The sequence below is a fragment of the Endozoicomonas sp. ALC020 genome, assembly GCF_049275935.1.
Classification (GTDB): Bacteria; Pseudomonadota; Gammaproteobacteria; order Pseudomonadales; family Endozoicomonadaceae; genus Endozoicomonas_A.
On the sequence record NZ_CP184830.1, the window covers coordinates 5863463 to 5883935 of the forward strand.

Annotated in this window: 17 protein-coding genes; 2 read left to right on the forward strand and 15 right to left on the reverse strand. The window is 42.5% G+C overall.

The genetic code is table 11. The annotated features are described in order from the left end of the window. Window positions 1-223: 223 nt before the first annotated feature. The 15 genes from brnA to ACOJUO_RS21660 form a co-directional block, all read right to left on the reverse strand. The gene (gene brnA / locus ACOJUO_RS21590) at window positions 224-454 is read right to left on the reverse strand and encodes a type II toxin-antitoxin system BrnA family antitoxin (RefSeq protein WP_422138113.1); all 231 of its coding nucleotides are present in this window, start codon (window positions 452-454) and stop codon (window positions 224-226) included. Beyond that, a complete protein-coding gene (locus tag ACOJUO_RS21595) occupies window positions 444-701 on the reverse strand; it encodes a BrnT family toxin (RefSeq protein WP_422138114.1) in 258 nt (85 codons plus the stop codon). Before ACOJUO_RS21595 ends, brnA begins: the two co-directional genes overlap by 11 nt. A gap of 110 nt (window positions 702-811) precedes the next feature. Then, entirely contained in the window at window positions 812-3352 is a 2541-nt protein-coding gene (locus tag ACOJUO_RS21600; RefSeq protein WP_422138115.1) for a DEAD/DEAH box helicase, read from the reverse strand. A gap of 6 nt (window positions 3353-3358) precedes the next feature. Further along, the gene (locus ACOJUO_RS21605) at window positions 3359-4285 is read right to left on the reverse strand and encodes a HamA C-terminal domain-containing protein (RefSeq protein WP_422133972.1); all 927 of its coding nucleotides are present in this window, start codon (window positions 4283-4285) and stop codon (window positions 3359-3361) included. Between the two features lie 206 nt (window positions 4286-4491). After that, entirely contained in the window at window positions 4492-5625 is a 1134-nt protein-coding gene (locus ACOJUO_RS21610) for an ISAs1 family transposase (RefSeq protein ID WP_422138116.1), read from the reverse strand. A gap of 483 nt (window positions 5626-6108) precedes the next feature. After that, on the reverse strand, window positions 6109-6534 hold the full coding sequence (locus ACOJUO_RS21615; protein WP_422138117.1) for a GFA family protein: 426 nt from the start codon (window positions 6532-6534) through the stop codon (window positions 6109-6111). A 528-nt stretch (window positions 6535-7062) separates the two neighbouring features. Further along, window positions 7063-7440, reverse strand: a complete 378-nt coding sequence (locus ACOJUO_RS21620; RefSeq protein WP_422138118.1) for a hypothetical protein — start codon at window positions 7438-7440, stop codon at window positions 7063-7065. A 978-nt stretch (window positions 7441-8418) separates the two neighbouring features. After that, window positions 8419-8910: a GNAT family N-acetyltransferase gene (locus tag ACOJUO_RS21625; protein ID WP_422133976.1), complete on the reverse strand. Its 492-nt coding sequence runs from the start codon at window positions 8908-8910 to the stop codon at window positions 8419-8421. A 108-nt stretch (window positions 8911-9018) separates the two neighbouring features. Then, window positions 9019-9567 (reverse strand): GNAT family N-acetyltransferase, encoded by a 549-nt coding sequence (locus ACOJUO_RS21630; protein ID WP_422138119.1) that lies wholly within the window; start codon window positions 9565-9567, stop codon window positions 9019-9021. A gap of 103 nt (window positions 9568-9670) precedes the next feature. Further along, on the reverse strand, window positions 9671-10351 hold the full coding sequence (locus ACOJUO_RS21635) for a hypothetical protein (RefSeq protein ID WP_422133978.1): 681 nt from the start codon (window positions 10349-10351) through the stop codon (window positions 9671-9673). A gap of 976 nt (window positions 10352-11327) precedes the next feature. Beyond that, complete coding sequence (locus ACOJUO_RS21640) at window positions 11328-12224, reverse strand: hypothetical protein (RefSeq protein ID WP_422133980.1); 897 nt, start codon at window positions 12222-12224, stop codon at window positions 11328-11330. A 987-nt stretch (window positions 12225-13211) separates the two neighbouring features. After that, window positions 13212-13484 (reverse strand): hypothetical protein, encoded by a 273-nt coding sequence (locus ACOJUO_RS21645; RefSeq protein WP_422138120.1) that lies wholly within the window; start codon window positions 13482-13484, stop codon window positions 13212-13214. A 437-nt stretch (window positions 13485-13921) separates the two neighbouring features. After that, complete coding sequence (locus ACOJUO_RS21650) at window positions 13922-15055, reverse strand: ISAs1 family transposase (RefSeq protein WP_422138121.1); 1134 nt, start codon at window positions 15053-15055, stop codon at window positions 13922-13924. Between the two features lie 581 nt (window positions 15056-15636). Beyond that, window positions 15637-17016 carry a cysteine--tRNA ligase gene (gene cysS, locus ACOJUO_RS21655; protein ID WP_422140086.1) on the reverse strand — a complete coding sequence of 460 codons (1380 nt, stop codon included), beginning with the start codon at window positions 17014-17016 and terminating at the stop codon, window positions 15637-15639. Between the two features lie 74 nt (window positions 17017-17090). Then, complete coding sequence (locus ACOJUO_RS21660; RefSeq protein WP_422138122.1) at window positions 17091-18785, reverse strand: glutamine--tRNA ligase/YqeY domain fusion protein; 1695 nt, start codon at window positions 18783-18785, stop codon at window positions 17091-17093. Window positions 18786-19172: 387 nt separating this feature from the next. On the opposite strand from ACOJUO_RS21660, the gene ACOJUO_RS21665 reads away from it, so the two are divergent. Then, window positions 19173-19664 (forward strand): peptidylprolyl isomerase, encoded by a 492-nt coding sequence (locus ACOJUO_RS21665; protein ID WP_422133984.1) that lies wholly within the window; start codon window positions 19173-19175, stop codon window positions 19662-19664. 12 nt (window positions 19665-19676) lie between these two features. Beyond that, entirely contained in the window at window positions 19677-20411 is a 735-nt protein-coding gene (locus tag ACOJUO_RS21670) for a UDP-2,3-diacylglucosamine diphosphatase (protein WP_422133985.1), read from the forward strand. The last annotated feature ends 62 nt before the right edge of the window (window positions 20412-20473 follow it).

The window sequence follows — 20473 nt, forward strand, 5'->3', positions numbered from 1 at the left end:
ACACCAGCAGACATGAACTGCTGAGAACTACTGAAAAGTTAGTGTAACAGTGTCTTTTTGCTGGGAGGTTCTAACTCGAAACCCACCATAGACAGTGAACCCAAAAACTCTTTTTGAAAACTGGTCTTTTCACAACCAGAAACTCACTATTATTGCTGCCTGCTAACGCCAAATTCAGCGGCTGCCAAAGGCAGTCCGCTGGTATTTTTGTTATGCTGTGTTCTCACCGGCGGGCTTGATCTAGCTTTTCAGCCATCCAAGTTTTTACTATTGCTTGACGAGCAACTCCAAGCCTGGCAGCTTCTTTATCAAGGGCATTTATCATCCAGATTGGAAAGTCAATGTTAACTCGTTTTGTATCAAGATCAGGACGATGACCTTTATCCCACTGAACAACATCATCAATAAGATCGCTACCTTCATCAAAGGCTTTGTCGAAATCTTCAGTTTTCATAGCAAGTAATCTCCTTTGTTCTGGAACGACGTACAGAAATAATTCTTATGTTGTCTCCTCGTAGCGTATAAACTGCTGTCCAGTGTTTGCCTTTATACCTTGCAACCATGAGAAATCGTTCTTCTCCCTCAACACTTGCAGGAAAGACAATTTTTGACTCATCCTCCCATAAGTTCTGGGCTTCATCGAAGTCGATGCCATGCTTGTCAGAATTAGTCATACTTTTATCTGGGTCATATTCAAACACTTGGTTTTAATACCTTACCTGCAGCATATAGATACCTATTATATACCATTTTGATAATTGGTATAGCAGCATAACGCTTAAATCAGGTGCGCCGCAGGCGTCACCTGGATTTACTTGTTAGCAGCAGCTAGAGGCAGGCTCTTGCCTTGGATTTGTAATAGCTCTTGTTTACATAGATTTGGCATCTTCAACTTTTGTACTTCGATAGTTTTTATTTTATTGAAGTACTCATCGATATCAGAAGTTTCTGAAGGAAAAGTGTTGGTATTAGCAAGATGTAATGCCGTAAATCTAGATAGGCCTAGTGCCATAATATTTAGTGCTTCTTTACGACAAGAGCCAAACTCCAAATATATGTGATAAGGTTCTATTTCAAAATCATCTTCTACAAGCGTTTTCTCCAAAAGTACATGTTTTAATACGTCATTAAATGCAGAAAAATATTTCACCAATTTAAATCTAATTTCATGATCTAGTACATCTAGATAATTTCTAATTATTGTCGATGCATCAGCACCAGGATCATCTCTCCTTACAAAATTTACTCGCTGTGTTAGTAGTTCACCTAGTGATTTTCCCCACATCCAGTGGTGCGCCAAATAGCTAATTAAATTCTTAAAACCGGTGGTAATTTTCCACTCAAAGCATTCGATGAAAATATCGATAATATTTTCCATGACTGCCTTGGCACCTACAGAGTATGGGCTTAAGGGGGTATAGCTATCTAATTGATGGCAGTTAGTTAAGAATTCATACACACGCTGAAGGTGATCTGGTCTTATGACCTTGTTTTTTTCTATTATTTCAGAGGGTAAATCGATAATTATTTCCGAGATGACGGATATGGTCTTATCTAGATTCTCAGAATTAGCATCTGTTCTATAGCTCTCAAAAGATGATAGGTCACCAGAATAATGATAATCTTGATAAAGCTTGCTGAATGCCATTTCTGCTTTATCAATAATCTTTCCTGAATCTAAATTTTCATCAAAAAGGTCTTGAATTAAAGACCCTCCATCAGTCATGACAGTGCTGATTGCAGAAGAAATCTCCTGAAGCTTCTCTCCTTCATATGAGTTATCTTCCCATGTTGAAGGTCTAATACACCAAATATTTCCGTGAAACTCTTTTAACAACCTTCCCGCACGTCCAGATAAGTTAAGAAAATCAGAACGTGACATGGGTATGTCACCAGATTTAGGGTTTTCGATTATAATATGTTTGGCTGGTAAGTTTACGCCTTGAAGTAATGTACTTGTGCAACATATATATTTTATTTCATCGTTTTTGAAAAGAGATTCAATCCCTGAACGTACAATCGAAGGCATTTTTCCATAGTGAAATCCTACGCCGGATTGCAAGCACTCAATAAGTGGATATTCTGGATGAACTTCTTTCTTTAAAAAGTCTACGAATTGCTTTATGTTTTCATTTGCTACGAAATCAGTTGCTGTTGAACTTATTGATTTTGCAACTGCTTCAGCGTCAGCTGGACCATTTGAAAAGACTATAACCGATTCCTGATTATTAGAAATTTCTTTGGCTAAGTGTGCCTTCTGAAGAGATTTGCTGTCTCTGAATTTAAAGTCAACGCCCCTAATTCCAAGATCAACATTTCCTGATTCAACAAGTAGCTCGAACCGAATTTCTTTAGGCTTACGATATACATCTGATGCTAATATTACGTTTTGAGAAACTGGTGAAATTGTTTCAGTGAAAAATTTCCCATTGTCCGTAATGTTAAATATATTGAAAAAATAGCCTGGGTTTTTTATTAGAGGGCTAGCGAATAATATTTCGGTTTTCGGATATTTTTTGAGCAGAAAATCTATTGCGCTTTGTAGCAGTATGCCTCGTTTTCCCTTTTGTATCTCATGGGCTTCATCAACAATGAGTGAGGATATTTTTGGCATCTCTTCACTAGTATTGCTGAGAAAGTTCATTAATCTCTCTTGAGTTAAGACATATACAACTCCATTTTTAGCTTTATCTGCTGATACAGTGAAAGGAGCAGTTCTGATAATAATGTCATCAAGTTTATATTGCCTCAATGACTCTCTAATTCTGTTAGAAACCTCAGTTATTAGAGCCCTTGTAGGAACAATGTATACAATGCACTGATTTTTCTTCTCTCTCAGTCTGTTTATAAGATTTAAGCCAAGAACAAAGGATTTACCAGCAGATGTTGGTGCAGAAATACTTAAAGCTTTTTCTTCTTGGAGAGAGTTATAAAAATTGTATTGAAAGTCTGTGAGTTGAATTGATTCATCATCTATAAAAATAGAGTTTTCAACTTCTCGCATTAAGCATTCAAGTTTTAGGAAACTTGGAACTTTTTTAGTTGCAGAGCTGTGGCGTTCTCTGAGAAGCTGTCTGCCAGGAAAATTACCTAACCTGGACATTATGACTTCTGCAGAGTTAATTAGCTTTGGGTTTTTATCATTATCTATTTCTATAAGCCGAGTTATTATTTCATAAGCTAGTATTTTGTCTTCAGGCTTTTCTGATAATGATATTATAGAAGTATGACCAATTAGCTGATTGATTTCACCTTTAGTCAAAGTCATTTCATCATGTATCGGTTTACCCGGAAGTTGATTTTGAGTGCTAGATATCTGTAATTTTTCAATTAGAGTTGAGATGCTGGTCATTTTCTTTTAGTCCAGAGCCTCGTTGAAAGCATTTCGAAATTCTACGACTGATGGAAAAGGTAAAAAGAAAATATCAAAAGCAAGATACTTTTTATTGAAGTTATCCATCTTTTTCTGAAGAAGTCTTACTAATCTTTCTCCATCTGCTCTAAAAGATTCTTCAAACTTATCTTTCATGATATTTCTAGGCTCTGTTGCAACTGCTGCATAGCCATCATAGTCATAGCCGATCAAACATGCGTGGTTAATTCTAACGTTTTCTCCAGGGTTCCCGTTAGTGAATAGCTGGGAAATTTCACGCTTAACCTCTTCATCTGCATATTTAAAATGTTTGGTGACCATGTTGAATTCGTGCTCATACATTTTTATATCATGAAAGTCGTTGACACTTTTTAGAGCAGAAGTCATCGCACCAGCTACATCCTTATATAATTTTGACTCACCGAAATAAAAATCAACCATTTCGATCTCGTCATTCCATCTCGCATGTATGCCGTCAGAACCTTTTACTTCATCCTTATGGTTTGTTTTTAACTCCATTTTTGAAACTATTTGAGGAGCTTGTAAAACCGCCTCCATTAGAAAATAAAGTAGGGTTTCTCCCGCCTCCCCTGTCTTATCTGGGGACTCATCTGATATTTCGGGGTGACGGAACAGACTTCTGGCTTCTTTCACTAGAAGGGCTGATTGTCGTCCTGATAAAGATTCTTCTCTATTTTTTGCAGAAAGACAATAATCAATGATATATAAATACAAAGTATTGGCTAGAGCCCGTACCATAGGCTGCCTATTTCCATCGAATTTTAAGTAGTGCAATCTAATTGTTGTTTCGATGCCAGAGATTTTTAAGTCATGCTCTATTACATCAATGCAACTTGAAAAGTCAGGCGTTTCAACTGATATTTTATCTGCAATATTCTTTACTTGATCCATATGGTACTAATATTCCACTTTTCTTAAAAGATTACTCTGAACTCGATTTTTACTCTTTGCTGCTAACGCTGACAGCAAGGGTGGCGAACGCAGCGAGCCATCCCTTTGCCTGTATTTGTTAGCCCGGCAGCCCTGCCGCCTGAGACAATGTTGATTATTGCAGAGGAGCTTAAGTAAAGCCTGCACCTGCTGCACCTAGGGAAAAATCATGAAACCCCACACCCAGCAAGGACTTCAGACAGGTATTGTGTGTTCATGGCTGCCTTTTTCTGTTTACGCTTTAAGCCTGCTTTAAAGGTTTTGGTATTGTTCAACATATTCACTGCCATATGTCGAAAACCTGTGAGCATTTCAGCGGCATTGCCCCTTCTGATTCGACAATCATCTTCTCGCATTGCAACATCCATTTTCCAATGGAGTTTATTTTCGATCGCCCAATGCTCTCTTGCAGCATGTGAGAATTCTTCTGCTGTTAACTCCGCAGAGGAGATATAATAACGCACACTGATATCATCAGCGTTGAACACTTTATCTTCCATTCTGGCAGAGAAAATAATCCCGAGTGTTTTCATTCCTTTCCAATCAAAAGAAAAATTAACGAACTCATCAAAGGTATCACTTACTATGTGAAGGCGTGTTCCCATTCTACCATGGCTTTTTTCTTCGACTCTGAAAGTATCACCATTCCATTGATTCACTTTTTCAACAGAGAAATGTTTCTCAAATGCTTCATGAAGCTTGCCCTGGTTGCCTTTTACCGCTAACAAATAATCAGCGCCTTTATCAACGATTTTCTTGGCAATGTCCCTCTGACACCCCATGGCGTCTATAGTTATGAGGCAGCCACGGATTTCCAGGAGATCAAGCAATTCAGGTATGGCGGTAATCTCGTTACTTTTATCATTAATTTTAATTTGGCCAAGAACCAATTCGTTTGCAGTCGCAAATGCACTCACCATGTGAATTGCACCTTTGTCCTTGCCTTTATCGTAAGAGCCTCTTGCTGTTTTTCCATCAATTGCAATGATCTCACCATTGGTTGTCTGGTGACAGGCTTGCATCCACTCAATAAAGCATTTCTGAAATTGCTTTGGGTTAATAGCAGCAACTACTCTGGAAATTGTATAATGTGAAGGAATACCGTATTCAAATTCACCATACTTTTTTAACCATTGCAGTCTTTCATTGCCGAAGTCTTCAATTTCTTCCCAACCTTCACAACCTGCAATGACAGCACAGATGGTTAAGGGCAGAATATCGGCAAGTTTATGATCTACTTTCCATTGCTGGCGTGCGTCATAAATGACAGATAGCCTATTCATTAAATCAAATGCATTCATTTCCAGGACATCCAAATCTTTTTTATATAAGACAATGGATGTGTATTTTACTCTATAGGTGGATATCCTTATAGCCATTGAGCTCAGTGGCTTCGGGGGCTTTCATGATTTTTCCCTACTGCTGCACCGATTGAAGTGCATAAAAGTTACCGCTGGAAAACTTGCAGGCAACGCCAATGCTGATACAACTTTTAACTGGTTTAGTGCGCCGGACCAAATACTCATAAACACCGTGAACCCACGCTGACATGCCCAACAAGACACCGCAGATTTTTCATCGACTGACACAGAATCTACAGACATGCATTACTGAGAACTAATCAGAACTGGAATTGACCAGACTGGTTGCTGGCGTAGATTTTGGTTCGTGATTCATCTATTGGAAAAATAGAAAAAACTTTCATACTGCTGCCGACTAACGCCATGCCGTGGGGCGCCGCAAAGCGGCGTCCCAGCCCCTACAGCGGCGACACCAACAATTTGTTAGGTGCTTTTGCACAAGCTGCTTTGTAATTCATGCAAACTTGGCATGGTTTTATGTTGGCATGAGCCTTGTGGCAAAACATCCCAGCCTGCTTTAGAAGATGTATGTAAATGGATTACCACTTTACCATCGGGGTCTTCGAGAAGACCTACAGGAACCCATACAAGCTCAGTATTACTTAAAGGGTTTGGAACTGGGCTTCCACATGACTTGCAGAAATCTACACGGTAGCCTGAGTCTTTAACAAACGATGAAATATTATTCTGGCCTTGAACCCATTCAAAATATTCTTTGCTGATGAGAGTCCCTGCATTAGCCGAAGAGCCTGTTACCTTGCGGCATAAACTACAGTGGCATTGGTAGAAGTTTGGAGTTTCACAGGACAACTTAAACTTAACTTCATTGCATAAGCACTGACCAATCATAAATAGATCTCACTCATTATTACGGCGAACGCTCCGGTGTAGTTTTTAGTGGCACCTAACGCTGGCAGCAAGGGTGGCGAACACAGTGAGCCATCCCTTTGCCTGTATTTGTTAGCCCGGCAGCCCTGCCGCCTGGGACAATGTTGATTATTGCAGAGGAGCTTCAGTAAAACCTGCACCTGCAGCACCGATTGAAGAGCATAAAAGTTACCGCTGGAAAACTTGCAGGTAACGCCAATGCTGATACAACTTTTAACTGGTTTAGTGCGCCGGACCAAATACTCATAAACACCGTGAACCCACGCTGACATGCCCAACAAGACACCGCAGATTTCATAGCGACTGACACAGAACCCAAAGACATGCACTGCTGAGAACTACTCAGAACTGGATTTGAACAGGCTGGTTGCTAGCATGGATTTTGGTTCGTGACTCGTCCACTAAAAAAATAGAAAAAACTTGCACACTGCTGCCGACTAACGCCTGCAGCATCGGCAGACAAAATTGGCGGTCCGTTGCCTGCACTTGTTATGTGCCGGGTACTGGATAAATAGTAACAACAACACTACCGCCGACCCCAGCCAATTTTTTTATTGCATCTGACTCTATTCTTGAATGAAAGTTATTTGGTGTAGTCCCACTTTCATAGCCAAAGTCAAAATCTCTCCTTAGTGCTTTGTCCCAGATATCTCTTGATGATTTGGACAAACCATCAATTAAAGAAACATACTCAGCAATTATCTCATCGATCCCGCTACAGGCTGTTTCAAAGGATCCATAATAAATACCATCAATCTCTTCATTACGAAACACGCAAACACGCTCCCCCCATTCCTCGATGATGGGAGATATATCAATCGACGATTCGATATCTAGATCTATGTTAAGAAAGTGGATCTCATTCATAGTAACTTAACTTGATTTGGCACATAACGCCGACAGCAGCGGCCGGAGGCGATTGGCGGAGGTCCGTTGCCTGCCCTTGTTATGTGCGGCTATGTGGACCGTATTTCGTATTGGGCTAGTCCTAACCAGCCGTCTTCGTGGGAAACTGTCCGATGGATTTCATTCCCTTTAATTTCATATTGAGGTAAACCTAGCCAACCATCCACATGTGAAACTGACCGGAAAATCTCATTACCCTTAATTTCATATTGAGGTAAACCTAACCAACCGTCCACATGCGATACGGACCGAAAGATTTCGCTTCCTTTAATCTCATATTGGGGTAAACCTTGCCAGCCATCTACATGACTAACACTTCTATATATTTTTGACATACTAATAGCCCTTAAGATGCTTAAAAACTATCTATTGGGGCTGTTGTTTAAATTTCAAGCAACTTATGCACATAACGCCATGCTGTGGGGCGCCGCACAGCGGCGTCCCAGCCCCTTTAGGGGCGACACCAGCAACTTGTTAGCATGGCAGCCCACCCGCAAGGGCAAATGGTGAATGATGCAGAGGATTAGCAGCTTTCTTGCTGAACTGATTGAAGCGCACAATCTCTGATATTTAAAAGCTTTCAGGCGATAAAGAAGCTGATGCAACTTTGAACTGGCATAGGGCCACTGAGCAAAAAGTACCGATAAACTGAAAACCAACGCTGACATGCCCAACGATACACCGCAGATTTTCCAGCGACAGAATTCACACCAGCAGACATGAGCTGCTGAGAACTACTGAAAAGTTAGTGTAACAGTGTCTTTTTGCTGGGAGGTTCTAACTCGAAACCCACCATAGGCAGTGAACCCAAAAGCTCTTTTTGAAAACTGGTCTTTTCACAACCAGAAACTCTCTATTATTGCTGCCTGCTAACGCCTGCGTGTGGGGCGCCGCCGTAGGCGGCGTCCAAGGCAGCTTGCTGCCGACACCACACACTTGTTAGGTGCGCATGATTATTTGCCAATAGCCGACATCCTGCCACTGATTGAACTTAAAACCAACTTTCTTAAAATGAGCAACTTTATTCATTCCTAGCTTTTCATGTAAGGCAATACTTTTTTCATTTGGTAATGTTATACAGCCAATAACTGTTTTAATTTTTTTACTCTGTAATTCATTTAATAACTGTTTATACAATGTACTGCCAAGTCCGTTACTTTGAAAGTTCGGATCGAGATAAATAGTAGCTTCTACTGAGAAACGGTATGCACTACGATCATGCCATTTTGAAGCATAAGCATAACCGACCACATCTGAATCATTTATTAAAACAAGCCAAGGTAACCCATTTGATTTGATTTTCTTAACTCTTAAATCAACATCAGACAATGAAACCTCTTCTTCTTCAAACGTAAATGCAGTGTTCCTTACATAGTGATTATAGATTTCTACAATCCGTTGAATATCACCGTCCTCGACTTCTCTTATCATTATTTCTGCCTCTTAACTGTGATGTATGAGCACACCTAACGCCTGGCGCAACGGCGAAGCACGCAGTGCTGAGTCCGGCACCCGAAGGGTGCGAATTGCCGCCACTTGTTATAAGGCATTTTTCTGCCATGTTGATTTACTAATTTTGTATAACACATGCTCACATTGCGGATGCGAAACTTCAATGTCTGGGTGCATAAATTTTTGGTTGCTGTTGTGCATGCCGATTTTTTGCATAACGGCTTTGGAGCGATCATTGGCTAATGTGGTAAATGAGACCACCTCATTTAGATTTAACGTATTGAACGCATATTTTAGTGCTTCTTTGGCAGCCTCGGTTGCGTAGCCTTTGCCCCAATAATGTTTTGATAACCGCCAACCGATTTCTACGCAAGGCGAAAACGGCATTTTATTTGTTGGTGTATGCAAACCAACAAAGCCAATAAATATATGCTGATTAGGAACCTCTACTGCCCAGAAACCCCAGCCTCGTTCATTGATAAGGGACAAGATTTTTCTCCCCATTTCGAAGCTTTCCTCTTGAGTTTGGAGTTTTGGAAAATGCTCCATTACTTCTTTGTCTCCGCACATTTCAGCGAATGGGAGAAAATCATTCTCTGACCATTGACGAAGCAATAATCTTTCCGTTTTCAACATTCTTCGACTATGCCTTATAACGCCTGGGTGAACCGCGCGCCGAAGGCGCGTCGGGTGGAGCCCTTTAGGGCGGAACGTATTCCACCCACTTGTTATGTGCGGATTACTCGGTGGTTTTGTTTGTTTTTGGCAACTTTCTAAAAATATAAAAAGATATAATAACAATGCAGATGAGCCAAAATAATATATATTTATTCCGGTCTTTATATCTTTCAAATCTTTCTTGGTAAGTTGACTTTAATAAGTATGATTTTACACCATTAATATTTATTTCAGTTACATATGGTTTTACCTGAAAATCATCTTTTTCTAAGTGAATGCGTAATGAAACAATATCACCTTTATTTAGATTTTTTATTTGCTCTGTTATTTCACTTGAGAGGTGATGAAATTTGAAAATAAACTTTCTGTCATTTTTTCGTAGATATATCGAGGAAATACGGCTTTTTCCTCCTGTTTGAAACCATGCATATGTTCCTTGAAATTCAGGCATTTCGTCATATCTCATTGGATGCACTGGTTTTGTGCTAATAGATATAAATAATATAATCAGGACTCCTAGCCATAAGTAACCTAATGATTTTCTTTTTTTTAGTCGATTATCAAGAGCAGATCTGATTTTTTTTATTGAAGTTTGAGGGCTGAATGTGAAGTACACAAAGATAATGAACGATAACCAAAATATATAGCTAGTTGCTTGATTATAAGTTAGATAGCCCTCAAGCATCTTTTCAACTACAGGCGCAGTTGCAATGATATATGATGCTTTTACTTCCTCATTCATAAAGCAGAATTCTTAGTTCTTATTATTGGTGAATTTGCATGCTTGAGCACATAACGCCATGCTGTGGGGCGCCGCACAGCGGCGTCCCTGCCCCTTTAAGGGCGACACCAGCAACTTGTTAGCATGGCAGCCCATCCGCAAGGGCAAATGGTGAATGATGCAGAGGATTAGCAGCTTTCTTGCTGAACTGATTGAAGCGCACAATCTCTGATATTTAAAAGCTTCCAGGCGATAAAGAAGCTGATGCAACTTTGAACTGGCATAGGGCCACTGAGCAAAAAGTACCGATAAACTGAAAACCAACGCTGACATGCCCAACGATACACCGCAGATTTTTCAGCGACAGACTTCACACCAGCAGACATGTACTGCTGAGAACTACTGAAAAGTTAGTGTAACAGTGTCTTTTTGCTGGGAGGTTCTAACTCGAAACCCACCATAGACAGTGAACCCAAAAACTCTTTTTGAAAACTGGTCTTTTCACAACCAGAAATTCTCGATTATTGCTGCCTGCTAACGCCGCCAACACGGGCGAGCAACTTGTTGCGAGTCCGGCACGCGCAGCGTGCATAAGTGCTTGGCCTTGTTAATGGACATTGGCGGCAGACCCTGTGAATACTATTGCCAGACCAACTAACGAAAGTAACCATGCCTTGATTAGTTGGCTCTTAGCTGTTTTTACAAACTGGGATGATTCCGGTGAAGATCTATCTACCATTAACAACCTCTTAATGAATGCCATATTTGCTAGTAGTGATATCTCGGATTTTGCATGAAAACCAAGAACTTGATTACCACCATAATCAATTGCCATTCTAAGAGTCACAGCTAGGGAGTAATAGAAGTAGATTCCAACAAAGAACGTAAATAAGCCAAATAATGTAGTCATTGTTTGATTACGTAACCATTAACGCCTGCTTCAGCCGCGCCGCCGCAAGCGGCGTCGGGTGGCGAAGCCACGAACTGGAAGCATTTGTTATGCGTCGTTTACTGCGATTACATAGCAATAAATACTCAATGTATCTGCAAGATTTTGAAGAGACAATGGTAGCTCTCTTTCCGTTACTAGCATTGCTCTTGCTGTTGGAGGCTTACCTAAAGCTCTTTGTTCTGCCCGTAATAAAGCCTGATACTTTATACATTGAAAGATACCACGATTGAGATCATCTTTATTTGACCGAATTGATTTTACTTCTACAGCGTATATATTATGGTCTGTGCTGAATACAATATCGGCTCGATCACCAGAAGCAAATAAATACTCTTGTTCAGTGGATATTATATTTTCTAACTCTATCTCTTCTGGGTTTTCAGAAACGTATTCTTTGAGATTCTTGTGTTCATCACTTTCATTGCAATCTGACCATCCCCCTTTTGATGGAGGACAGATTTCATCTTCATCACCTTCAGGTGCAAAGGCTCCATCCAGTGGCTCTAACTCATAAAGTTCTAGAACATCATCCCAGTATTCATAAGCAAAAATATCCGAATGTACTTCTTCTATCAGGGCTTGCTTATCATCTAATGACATATTGAGAATATACTCATCTGGCTCTGAGTATCTCTCAACATAATAATTTACTCCTTTACCAGGAAGACCAGTTTTAGCATTTACAATTATTGCGTTTAAAGGGGGAATCGACTCTTCCCATTCTTCTTCTGTTTCAATTAGTGCTTCTCCAATAGCTCCAGCAGGATAGCCATATTGAACAGGAAGAACATGGTGTCCCCAACCTCTACTTATTATTTCTTGATCCAGTTGCCCATAAGTTATTGTTTTACCATTTTTTGCACACCAAACAATCAATGGTAGAACTGTTCTTGCTGTGTACTCTGTCCATCTATCGCCTTGAAGTGATTCTGGTAAAGGCATTTTTACTCCTGAATTGATGTAGACGCATAACGCCATGCTGTGGGGCGCCGCACAGCGGCGTCCCAGCCCCTTTAGGGGCGACACCAGCAACTTGTTAGCATGGCAGCCCACCCGCAAGGGCAAATGGTGAATGATGCAGAGGATTAGCAGCTTTCTTGCTGAACTGATTGAAGCGCACAATCTCTGATATTTAAAAGCTTCCAGGCGATAAAGAAGCTGATGCAACTTTGAACTGGCATAGGGCCACTGAGCAAAAAGTACCGATAAACTGAAAACCAACGCTGACATGCCCAACGATACACCGCAGATTTTTCAGCGACAGACTTCACACCAACAGACATGAACTGCTGAGAACTACTGAAAAGTTAGTGTAACAGTGTCTTTTTGCTGGGAGGTTCTAACTCGAAACCCACCATAGACAGTGAACCCAAAAACTCTTTTTGAAAACTGGTCTTTTCACAACCAGAAACTCTCTATTATTGCTGCCTGCTAACGCTGGCAGCAAGGGAGGCGAACACAGTGAGCCATCCCTTTGCCTGTATTTGTTAGCCCGGCAGCCCTGCCGCCTGGGACAATGTTGATAGATGCAGAGGAGTTTCAGTAAAACCTGCACCTGCTGCACCGATTGAAGTGCATAAAAGTTACCGCTGGAAAACTTGCAGGTAACGCCAATGCTGATACAACTTTTAACTGGTTTAGTGCGCCGGACCAAATACTCATAAACACCGTGAACCCACGCTGACATGCCCAACAAGACACCGCAGATTTTTCATCGACTGACACAGAACCTACAAACATGCATTACTGAGAATTACTCAGAACTGGAATTGACCAGACTGATTGCTGGCGTAGATTTTGGTTCGTGACTCATCTATTGGAAAAATAGAAAAAACTTTCATACTGCTGCCGGCTAACGCCTGCGTGAACCGCGCGCCGTAGGCGCGTCGGGTGGCGCCCTGAAAGGGCGGAACGTATTCCACGCACTTGTTATGGCTCGTGTTTATTGGTTTCACCTTTCTCAGCAAAGTAGTTTCTTTTTGAAACATGCCCTAACAACATTCCAAAAATAGAGATAAAAGCTGAAGGTATTTGTACAAAAGCAATTAAGTAGCCATTAGCTGGCCCCAGATTATAATAAATATATAAAAAACAAAGAGTATGGAATACAATAAGACTTAAAAACATGGTTAACATTTTATATTCTTTGGCCAAAAATAAAGGGATCAAGAAGGATAGTAAGAATCCGAATAGAATTGACACAGTATTTTTACCTATAATAAATATCCGATAACAAATTCATTTGAGTACAATAATACGTATATTAAAATGCCAACTTTGCTTCAGATACAAGAAAATAGCTGGCTTTTAATACATAAACTTAACTTGATAACTTATGACATTTATTAAGGCTTCAAGATTTAAATAAAAAATTATATTCTTGTTACTGAATATACTTGCTATTAACACTTATTTAATTTGAATAGTTTGATATTGCACTGAGAGCCATAACAGCTATTAAAACTCAAACGAGTGATATCAGATATTACACTCACACGCGCCATATCCCCCCAAATCAGAGAAAATCAACGCACTCGAGATATATCCCGTTTTTTCAATCCGTCAAAAAGTCATTAATTATCAACAGACTACGAGCTATTCTACCTACCGTCCCGAATAGGCCGCAAGTTAGGGTAAAATCATGAAACCCCACACCCAGCAAGGACTTCAGACAGGTATTGTGTGTTCATGGCTGCCTTTTTCTGTTTACGCTTTAAGCCTGCTTTAAAGGTTTTGGTATTGTTCAACATATTCACTGCCATATGCCGAAAACCTGTGAGCATTTCAGCGGCATTGCCCCTTCTGATTCGACAATCATCTTCTCGCATTGCAACATCCATTTTCCAATGGAGTTTATTTTCGATCGCCCAATGCTCTCTTGCAGCATGTGAAAATTCTTCTGCTGTTAACTTCGCAGAGGAGATATAATAACGGACACTGATATCATCAGCATTGAACACTTTATCTTCCATTCTGGCAGAGAAAATAATCCCGAGTGTTTTCATTCCTTTCCAATCAAAAGAAAAATTAACGAACTCATCAAAGGTATCACTTACTATGTGAAGGCGTGTTTCCATTCTACCATGGCTTTTCTCTTCGATTCTGAAAGTATCACCATTCCATTGATTCACTTTTTCAACAGAGAAATGTTTCTCAAATGCTTCATAAAGCTTACCCTGGTTGCCTTTTACCGCTAACAAATAATCAGCGCCTTTATCAACGATTTTCTTGGCAATATCCCTCTGACACCCCATGGCGTCTATAGTTATGAGGCAGCCACGGATTTCCAGGAGATCAAGCAATTCAGGTATGGCGGTAATCTCGTTACTTTTATCATTAATTTTAATTTGGCCAAGAACCAATTCGTTTGCAGTCGCAAATGCACTCACCATGTGAATTGCACCTTTGTCCTTGCCTTTATCGTAAGAGCCTCTTGCTGTTTTTCCATCAATTGCAATGATCTCACCATTGGTTGTCTGGTGACAGGCTTGCATCCACTCAATAAAGCATTTCTGAAATTGCTTTGGGTTAATAGCAGCAACTACTCTGGAAATTGTATGATGTGAAGGAATACCGTATTCAAATTCACCATACTTTTTTAACCATTGCAGTCTTTCATTGCCGAAGTCTTCAATTTCTTCCCAACCTTCACAACCTGCAATGACAGCACAGATGGTTAAGAGCAGAATATCAGCAAGTTTATGATCTACTTTCCATTGCTGACGTGCGTCATAAATGACAGATAGCCTATTCATTAAATCAAATGCATTCATTTCCGGGACATCCAAATCTTTTTTATATAAGACAATGGATGTGTATTTTACTCTATAGGTGGATATCCTTATAGCCATTGAGCTCAGTGGCTTCGGGGGCTTTCATGATTTTTCCCTAGGCCGCAAGTGAGTTATTTGCATTTTTGGTATTTTCTTCAATAATACTGTACAAAATAACAGTTATTGAGTTTACCATGCCATCTGCTTTTATGACTGAAGCAGACAAAACTCTGAGAGTGAGGGGCTATAGCTTTAAAATCAAGCTGACGGTTTCTTTAACAAAAAGACAACCGGATCTACATTGATATGACAAACCCGTGTGCTCATACAGTAAAAAGCCCTTGTCGCAAAATACAAGAAGCACGCTACCGCCCTGAGAGTTAAATCTGCCGAAACAGCAGACAAGCACATATCCCTTGGCTCAATGGCATTCTGGTTGGATGAGTAAACAGGTTCTATTGAGCGACATTGTGCCAGTATTTTTCATTGAAGGGCAGATATTAGGGTTTAATTTTTGGCAACAGGAGTAAAAATTCTTGAGGTTTGGCAGGACCTGAAGACTCCAGGTCCTGAAAAGTCTATCAGCGCTCAATACGCCAGGTGGTTCCTTCCCGACTGTCCTGCAGGATAATACCCTGACTGGCCAGCTCCTCACGGATACGATCCGCTTCAGCAAAGTCACGAGCCTTCTTGGCATCTTTGCGCTTCTGAATCATTGCTTCAATCCAGGCTTCATCGACATCGGCTCCGGACTTCAGGAAAGACTCGGCATCACCTTGCAGTATACCCAGGATGCCACCCAGTTTGACCAGCAAAGCTGCCAGCGGCATGGCTTTCTGCTCATCTTCGGCACGAATGGTATTCAGCTCACGTACCAGTTCAAACAGGGACGCCAATGCTTCCGGTGTATTAAAGTCGTCATCCATGGAAGCCATGAACTTTTCTTCAAAACGAGTGCCTTCAGCCGCAGTGACACCAGCCACATCCAGTCCTTTCAGTGCAGTGTATAGACGCTCAAGGCGAATAGACGCCTCTTTCAGACTATCTTCCGAGTAATTAACCGGACTGCGGTAATGACTGGAAATCAGAAAATAACGCACGACTTCGTCCGGGTACTTATCCAGCACCTCACGAATCGTAAAGAAGTTACCCAGGCTCTTGGACATTTTCACATTATCAATGCGAATGGCACCTGAGTGCATCCAGGTATTCACGAAGGTCTGACCGTTGGCCGCTTCACTCTGGGCAATCTCGTTTTCATGATGAGGGAACTTGAGATCTGAACCGCCGCCGTGAATATCAAAGGTTTCTCCCAGGCAGCACTTACCCATAACCGAGCACTCTATATGCCAGCCAGGACGGCCATTACCCCAGGGTGAGGCCCAACTTGGCTCACCTTCTTTAGCTCCCTTCCAGAGCACAAAGTCCATAGGGTCTTCTTTCTGCTCATCGACTTCGATACGGGCACCGGCTTCCAGTTCTTCCAGAATTTTTCCAGACAGCTTGCCATAGCCATCGAATTTGCGAACCCGGAAGTAAACGTCGCCATTGCCCGGTGCATAGGCAAAGCCTTTCTCAACCAGGTCACTGATCATTTCGATCATACCTTCCACGTGCTCGGTCGCCCTGGGTTCCTGATCAGGCTCCAGATTGCCGAGACGTTTAAAGTCTTCACGCATGGCGGCGATCATACGATCTGTCAGCACGTCAATAGTTTCACCATTATCAGTGGCGCGACGAATGATCTTGTCATCAATATCAGTGATATTGCGAATGTAAGTCAGGTTGTAGCCTTTAGCTCTCAGGTAACGGGAGACCACATCAAAAGCCGTAACCGTTCTGGCATGACCAATATGGCACAGGTCATAAACTGTCATACCACAGACGTACATCCGTACATGATTTTCATTCAGTGGTTTAAAGGCTTCTTTGGTTCTGGTCAGGGAGTTGTATATCTGCAACACGTTCTTTGTCCTGTAGCCCGATGATCCAGGCTGTATGCTCTCCCTGAAATGGGAGAGCTTGATTCCACTCGTCAGACTTTACTGGCCCAGGTATCCTTGAGACCAATCGTCATATTGAACACGGGTTTTTCAGAACAGTGTTCACGTCGATCGGCGACAAAATACCCTTCCCTCTCGAACTGAAAGCCCTGTTCCGGCTTCGCTTCTACCAGAGAGGGTTCAACCCAGCCTGTCACCACTTCCAGGGAAGACGGATTCACATGAGCCATAAAGTCTTCATCACCCTTGTCTGGAGCAGGGTTATTAAACAGGCGATCGTACTTACGGATTTCTGCCTGCTTGCCATGGCTCGCTGACACCCAATGAATCACACCACGAGGTTTAATACCTTCAGGAGGGTTTTCTCCCACTGTACCGGGTACATAGCTGCAGTGAATCTCAGTGATTTTGCCCTGCTCATCTTTAATTACCTGGTCTGATTTGATGACATAGGCACTGCGCAGGCGCACGTACTCACCCGACACCAGTCGCTTGAATTTTTTGCGTGACAGAGTGGTGTCTTCAGTAAAATCTGAACGATCAATATACAGTTCACGTGTAAACGGCAGTTTACGCTCACCCAACTTAGGCTTGTTAGGGTGTGCCGCTGCGGTCATTTCCTGTACCTCGCCTTCAGGCAGGTTGGTAATCACGACTTTCAGCGGATTGATAACCGCCATGGCACGTGCTGCGTTGTTGTTCAGATCGTCACGGATCGCATGCTCCAGCATGGAAACATCAGCAATACCGTCGGAACGACTGACGCCCACCATATCGGAGAATTTGCGAATAGAAGCCGGTGTGTACCCACGCCGACGCATACCGGACACGGTAGGCATACGGGGGTCGTCCCACCCTTCTACGATACCTTCATCCACCAGTCGCTTCAGTTTTCGCTTGCTGGTGACGGTGTAGTTCAGGTTCGTTCTGGCAAACTCGAATTGTCTCGGCCTTGATGGCACCGGCAGGTTCTCGATAAACCAGTCGTATAACGGACGGTGGTCCTGAAATTCCAGTGTACAGATCGAGTGCGTTACCCCTTCAATGGCATCTTCCTGACCATGGGCAAAGTCATAGCTTGGATAGATACACCACTTATCACCCGTCTGGTGGTGAGGCACCTTGCGGATACGGTAAAGAATCGGATCACGCATATTCATGTTGGGGTTCTGTAGATCAATCCTGGCCCTCAGGCTGCACTGACCTTCTTCATACTCACCGGCACGCATCTTTTCAAACTCTGCCAGATTCTCTTCTACAGACCGCTTGCGGCATTCCGTTTCAACGCCAGGGGTATTAAAGTCACCCCGGTTTTTAGCCATGGACTCGGCGTCCTGATGATCCACATAGGCCTTTCCTTCTTTGATCAGGTAGAGAGCCCATTCGTAAAACTGATCAAAGTAGCTGGAAGCATAGCGAACCTCTCCGCTCCACTTGAAACCCAACCAGCGAACATCTTCCTGAATGGCATCGACATACATCTGCTCCTCTTTTTCGGGATTGGTATCATCAAACCTCAGGTTACATTGGCCATTGAATTGCTCAGCCAATCCAAAGTTCAGACAGATGGAGGTGGCGTGTCCAATATGCAGAAAGCCGTTGGGCTCCGGCGGAAATCGGGTCTGAACCGATTGAACCAGACCTGCAGCCAGATCCTTTTCAATGATCTGCTCAAGGAAATTACCGGATTTTGATGGTTTGTTGGATGAAGTGTCTGTTGTGCTCATTGCAACCAGCGTCTTGGAAGAGAAAGCCCTCTCTGATACAGAAGCCCGGAGACATCAGACCGTTCAGGATCTGACCCGCCCATGCTCTAGAGGGAATGCATTATTTTACCGTAAAAAAATCTTTTGCCATCCAGAGCGATAATAGACTTTTCAATCGCCCATGGCTGTTTGGTTAACGCCTGAGACTAACATTTTCCCGTCGAAGGGTACAGGTCAGACCGACTTTTGGCTTGCGGTTTCTGTAAATAGTTTCCTGCATCTCAAGCAGCTTGATTAAGTCACCCATCGCTGTTTATTCCACTCTGACCTTTTACACCTGTCTCATAACCACCTAGAATTGGAGGTTTTCCGTTCGCGGATCATCTGAACAGAGATTACGGTAACCCTATGGTTGTACTGCACACCAATTTTGGCGATATCAAACTGGAACTGGACGCTGAAAAAGCCCCCAAAACTGTGGCTAACTTTCTGGAATATGTAAAGAGTGGCCACTTTGACGGTACCATCTTCCACAGGGTCATTGATGGTTTTATGATCCAGGGCGGTGGTTTTGAGCCAGGTATGCTTCAAAAAGAGACACAGACACCTATCGAAAACGAAGCAGACAACGGCCTGAAAAACACCATTGGCACTATTGCCATGGCCAGGACGATGGACCCACATTCAGCTTCATCGCAATTCTTTATCAATGTTTCTGACAACCATTTCCTTAACCACACCTCCAAGACGCCGGATGGCTGGGGCTATTGCGTATTTGGTCAGGTCACTGAAGGTATGGATATTGTGAACAAGATCAAGGCGGCTAAAACCACCTTCCGGGCCGGTCATCAGGATGTTCCTGAAGATGACGTGTTGATTGAGTCTGCTGTCGTCGAATAGGAAGCCGATTGAATGAACATACAGTTCATTTCTGACCTGCATCTGACACCCGAACGCCCGGACATTGTCCGGGCGTTCACTTCTTTCATGCAGGAGCAGGCTTCTCAATCAGATGCTCTTTACATTCTGGGCGATTTCTTTGAATACTGGGTGGGCGACGACGCCATGGAACCCTTTCATCATGACATAGCCCGTCAACTCAAAGCCTACTCTGATTCAGGCAAGCCACTGTTTGTGATGGCAGGTAATCGTGACTTTGCCATCGGCAAGGATTTCCTGAGAATGACCGGAGCCACCTGGCTCAATGACCCCTGCGTCATTGACCTGAATGGCGAGACGGTTCTGCTGATGCACGGTGACCTGCTCTGCACGGGTGACACGCAATACCTTCGCTACCGCAAGATTATCCGCAACCCTCTGGTTCTGGGCATACTTCGCCTCACTCCACGGAGTTACCGGAAAAAACTGGCTCAAAAATTACGCAGCAACAGCAAAAAAGCCAAATCCACGAAGTCTCTGGCCATCATGGATGTCACTCCGGAGGAGGTGGTTCGGGTAATGGACAAGTATCAAGTCAAAACGCTGATTCATGGTCACACTCATCGCCCGGATACCCATGAAGTCGAACTGGCTTCAGGTACCGGAAAACGGATTGTACTTGGCGATTGGGACCGGCAGGGTTGGGTGCTGACCTGTGACGAATCAGGACTGAAAATGGACGCTTTCTGTATCGAGCCACTCCTGTAAGTTGAGATAATACCGACCCGGCACCTACTGCTATCTATCCATCTTCCAATAGCGATGATGGC